Here is a 4,107-nt window from a genome sequence, read left to right as displayed (position 1 = left end):
GCGCCGGGATAATCACGCCCCTCGCCGGAGCCCGCCGGAAGGGTCGGGGTTACGCTGAGCAGATGCCCCTTCCGCCCCTCGTCGAGCCCGTCGCGGCGCTCTCCGACGCGGAGCAGACGCGCACGCTGCGGCACGCGGTGCTGAACGGCTTCGGCGAGCTCGGCCAGCGGCGCCTCGCCGCCGGGCACGTCGCCGTCGTCGGCGCGGGCGGACTCGGATCGCCCGTGCTGCTGGCCCTCGCGGCCGCGGGCGTCGGCACGATCACGATCGTCGACGACGACGTCGTCGAGGCGACCAACCTGCAGCGCCAGGTCGTGCACCGCACGTCCGACGTCGGGAGTCCCAAGGTCGACTCCGCGGTGCGCGTCGCCGCCGACCTCTCCCCCGAGACGCGCGTCCGCACGATCCGCGAGCGGCTCACCGGCGACAACGCCGCGACCCTCCTCGACGGCGCCGACGTCGTGATCGACGGCACCGACACGTTCGCGACGCGGCGGGCCGTGGCATCCGCGTGCGAACGGCTCGGCGTGCCGCTCGTGTGGGGCGTGCTGCAGGAGTTCCACGCGCAGATCACCGTGTTCTGGTCGGCGCCGCCCGCGGGCGCGCCCGCCGTCGTGCTCGACGACCTGTACCCGCCGGACTCCGTGGGCGAGGTCCCCTCGTGCGCGCAGGTGGGCGTGCTCGGGGCGCTGTGCCTGCAGGCCGGCGGCATCCTCGCCGGCGAGGCGATCAAGCTCCTCACCGGCATCGGCGAGCCGCTCCTCGGCCGCGTGCTCGTGATCGACGCGCTCCGCGCCCGCACGAGCGAGGTGCCGCTGCGCCCGTCCCGCACCACCTCGTACGCCGACGACCGAGCGGATGCCGGAGCCACGGCATCCGTTCCCGACACGGCCCCGGCCACGGCATCCGTTCCCGACACGGCCCCGGCCATGGCATCCGCCCCTGACGCCTCCGGCGTCGCCGCCCGCACGGCATCCGTCGCGGCCCGCACCGACACCCCCACGACCGCCGACCGAAAGGCCCCGCCCGTGCACTTCGTGCCCTCCGTCATCCCGCAGCTCACCCCGGCCGAGACCCGCGACGCGCAGGCCGCCGGCGCGACCCTCCTCGACGTGCGCGAGCCCGTCGAGACCGCCGCCGGCGTCATCGCCGGCTCGGTGCTCGTGCCGCTCGGATACGTCCTGAACGACCCCGCCGCCGTGTCGGCCTCGCTCGAGGGCCCGGTCGTCGTCGTGTGCAAGGTGGGCGCGCGCGCCCAGCACGCCGCCGCGGCGCTGCGCGCGGTGGGTCTCGACGCGGCGGTGCTCGCCGGCGGCATCGAGGCCTGGAACCGCGAGACGGCGGGATGACGGGCCTGCGCACCGTCGAGGAGCAGCTCGCCGACGTGCTCGCGGCCGTCCGTCCGCGCGCGGCCGAGACCGTCCCCCTCGTCGACGCGATCGGTCGCACGCTGCTGCAGCCGGTGCGCGCGGCGGTCGACATCCCCGTCTTCGACAACTCGGCGATGGACGGCTTCGCCGTGCACCACGCCGACGTGCGGGATGCCACGCCCGACACCCCCGCGACCCTCCGGGTCGTCGCCGACCTCCCCGCCGGCACCGCCGACGACCCTCGACTCGGCCCCGGGGAGGCCGCGCGCATCATGACCGGCTCGCCCGTGCCCACCCATGCCGACGCGATCGTGCCGTTCGAGGACACCGCGGGGGGCCTCGCCGACTCCCTCGGCACGATCTCGGTGCAGCGGGCGCCGGCCCGGCTCCGCGCGCACATCCGGCGGGCCGGAGAGGACGCGCGCGTCGGCGACGAGGTCGTGCCCGCCGGCGCGCTGCTCGGGCCGCTCCAGGTCTCCGCCGCCGCGGCGGCCGGCGTCGCCGAGGTCGCCGTCGCCCCGCGTCCGCGCGTGGCGGTCGTCTCGACCGGCACCGAGCTCGTCGCACCCGGCACGGCGCTCCGCCGCGGCCAGATCCCCGAGTCCAACAGCCTGCTGCTGGCGGGGCTCGTTGCGCAGGCCGGCGGCATCCCGATCCTGCGCACGAGCGTCGACGACGACGGCGACGGTCTCGAACGCGTGCTCGCCGAGGTCGCCGGCGAGGCCGACGTCGTGGTCTTCTCGGGCGGTGTGAGCGCGGGGGCCTATGAGGTGGTGCGCAACACGCTCGCGGACGCCATGGCGTTCCGCCGGATCGCCATGCAGCCCGGCAAGCCGCAGGGTTTCGGCGTGCTGCCGGACGGCACGATGCTGTTCGGGCTGCCGGGCAACCCGGTGAGCGCCGCGGTGTCGTTCGAGGTCTTCGTGCGGCCTGCGCTGCTGGCGCTGCAGGGGCGCTCAGACCTCGCGCGCCCGGTGCTGCGGCTGCCGGCCGCGTCGTCGTGGCGCACGCCGCCGGGCCGTCGCCAGTACCTGCCCGCCGCGATCGACCGCACCGACCCCGCCCGCTGGACGGTCGGCGCCGCGACCGCCGGCGGCTCGGGATCGCACCTGGCCGGCGGCCTCGCGCGCGCCGAGGCGTACGCCGTCGTGCCCGCCGAGGTGGCGGCGGTCGCCGCGGGCGACCTCGTCGATGTCATGCTGATCCCATGAGCACGCACGAGTCCGAGGCGCCCTCGCGGGACGAACGGGACGAACGGACCCCCGCGCACGGCTTCACCCACCTCGACGACGCCGGCAACGCCCGCATGGTCGACGTGACCGAGAAGCAGCCGACCATCCGCTCGGCGACGGCGCGCGGGTTCGTGCGCTGCCGCGACGACGTCGTCGCGGCGCTCCGCGACGGCACGGTGCCCAAGGGCGACGTGCTCGCGGTCGCGCGCATCGCCGGCATCCAGGCCGCCAAGCGCACGCCCGAGCTGCTGCCGCTCGCACACGCGATCGGGGTGCACGGGGCATCGGTCGACCTGACGATCGCCGACGACGGCGTCGAGATCGAGGCGACCGTGCGCACGGCCGACCGCACCGGCGTCGAGATGGAGGCGCTCACCGCCGTGACGGTCGCGGCGCTCGCGATCGTCGACATGGTGAAGGGGATCGACAAGGGCACGCGGATCGGCAACGTCCGCATCGTCCGCAAGAGCGGCGGGCGCAGCGGCGACTGGGTCCGTCCCGGAGAGGGATGACCGGCGCGATCCTGCTCGCCGGCGGGCGGGCGACCCGGCTCGGCGGAGCCGTGAAGCCGCTGCTCGAGGTGGGCGGTCGGACCCTCTTCGCCCGCGCGGTGGATGCCGTCGCCGGCTGCGCGCCGGTCACGGTCGTGGCCCCGGTGCTCGACGTCCCCGACGCCGACGCGCTGACGTGGGTGCGCGAGGATCCGCCGTTCGGCGGGCCCGCCGCGGCCGTCGTCGCGGCGCTCGCGTCGTGGCGCGACGAGGCGCCCGAGTGGACCTACGTGCTCGCGTGCGACCTGCCCGGCGTCGCCGAGGCGGTCGCGCGGCTCGCGGATGCCGTCGCCCTCCTCCCCGCCGACACCGACGGCGTGTGCCTCGCCGATGCGGCCTCGCGTCCGCAATGGCTCACCGGCCTGTATCGCACCGCGGCGCTGCGCGAGGCGGCCGCGGAGCTGCCGGACAGGGGCAAGGACGCCCCGGTCCGCGCCATGACGTCCGACCTGGCGGTCGCGGTGATCGCCGCGCCGCCCGACGAGACCGAGGACGTCGACACGTGGGACGACCTGGAGCGCGCCCGCCGGCGTCACGGCTGAGCGCGGTGCCCGGCCCCGCCGACGCGGTCGGATGCCGGACTAGACTCGCGATCGAGCACGCCCGCCGCGCGCGGAAGACCCGCCGACGCACCGGAGAGGACACGTGATGAGCGACCGCACCCTGCCCCCCGAGGCCCTCGACGAGTGGGCCGCCGCCCTGCGCGAGAGGTTCGGGCTCGCACCGGAAGACCTCTCGATCCCCCTGATCCTCGACCTCGCCCGCGACGTCGCCGTCGGCGTCGCGCGCCCCGCGGCCCCGTTCAGCGCCTTCGTCGCGGGCCTCGTCGCCGGCCGCGCGGGCGGGAGCCCCGCCGACACGGCGGATGCCGTCGCCGCGATCTCCGAGCTCGGCTCGGGCTGGTCGTCGCGATGACGCGGGTCCGCTTCTTCGCGGCCGCCGAGGAGCTCGCCG

General features: G+C 76.5%; 5 protein-coding genes. All 5 read left to right on the top strand.

The annotated features are described in order from the left end of the window. The first annotated feature begins 62 nt into the window (after window positions 1-62). The 5 genes from WML84_RS13390 to WML84_RS13370 all read left to right on the top strand — a co-directional run bounded on the left by WML84_RS13390 (window position 63) and on the right by WML84_RS13370 (window position 4,068). Entirely contained in the window at window positions 63-1,349 is a 1,287-nt protein-coding gene (locus WML84_RS13390; RefSeq protein ID WP_347346636.1) for a ThiF family adenylyltransferase, read from the top strand. Further along, window positions 1,346-2,581, top strand: coding sequence for a gephyrin-like molybdotransferase Glp (gene glp / locus WML84_RS13385; protein WP_347346635.1), 1,236 nt, complete (start codon window positions 1,346-1,348; stop codon window positions 2,579-2,581). The genes WML84_RS13390 and glp overlap by 4 nt, the downstream gene beginning before the upstream one ends. Continuing rightward, entirely contained in the window at window positions 2,578-3,114 is a 537-nt protein-coding gene (gene moaC / locus WML84_RS13380; RefSeq protein WP_347346634.1) for a cyclic pyranopterin monophosphate synthase MoaC, read from the top strand. The genes glp and moaC overlap by 4 nt, the downstream gene beginning before the upstream one ends. Beyond that, a complete protein-coding gene (locus WML84_RS13375; protein ID WP_347346633.1) occupies window positions 3,111-3,695 on the top strand; it encodes a nucleotidyltransferase family protein in 585 nt (194 codons plus the stop codon). The genes moaC and WML84_RS13375 overlap by 4 nt, the downstream gene beginning before the upstream one ends. Before the next feature lie 106 nt (window positions 3,696-3,801). Beyond that, on the top strand, window positions 3,802-4,068 hold the full coding sequence (locus WML84_RS13370; RefSeq protein ID WP_347346632.1) for a DUF6457 domain-containing protein: 267 nt from the start codon (window positions 3,802-3,804) through the stop codon (window positions 4,066-4,068). Window positions 4,069-4,107: the final 39 nt, after the last annotated feature.

This window comes from Microbacterium sp. (genome assembly GCF_039812165.1).
Taxonomy (GTDB): domain Bacteria; phylum Actinomycetota; class Actinomycetes; order Actinomycetales; family Microbacteriaceae; genus Microbacterium.
The sequence above is the reverse complement of the archived record's forward strand: the minus strand, read 5'-3'. Positions and strand labels throughout refer to the sequence as shown.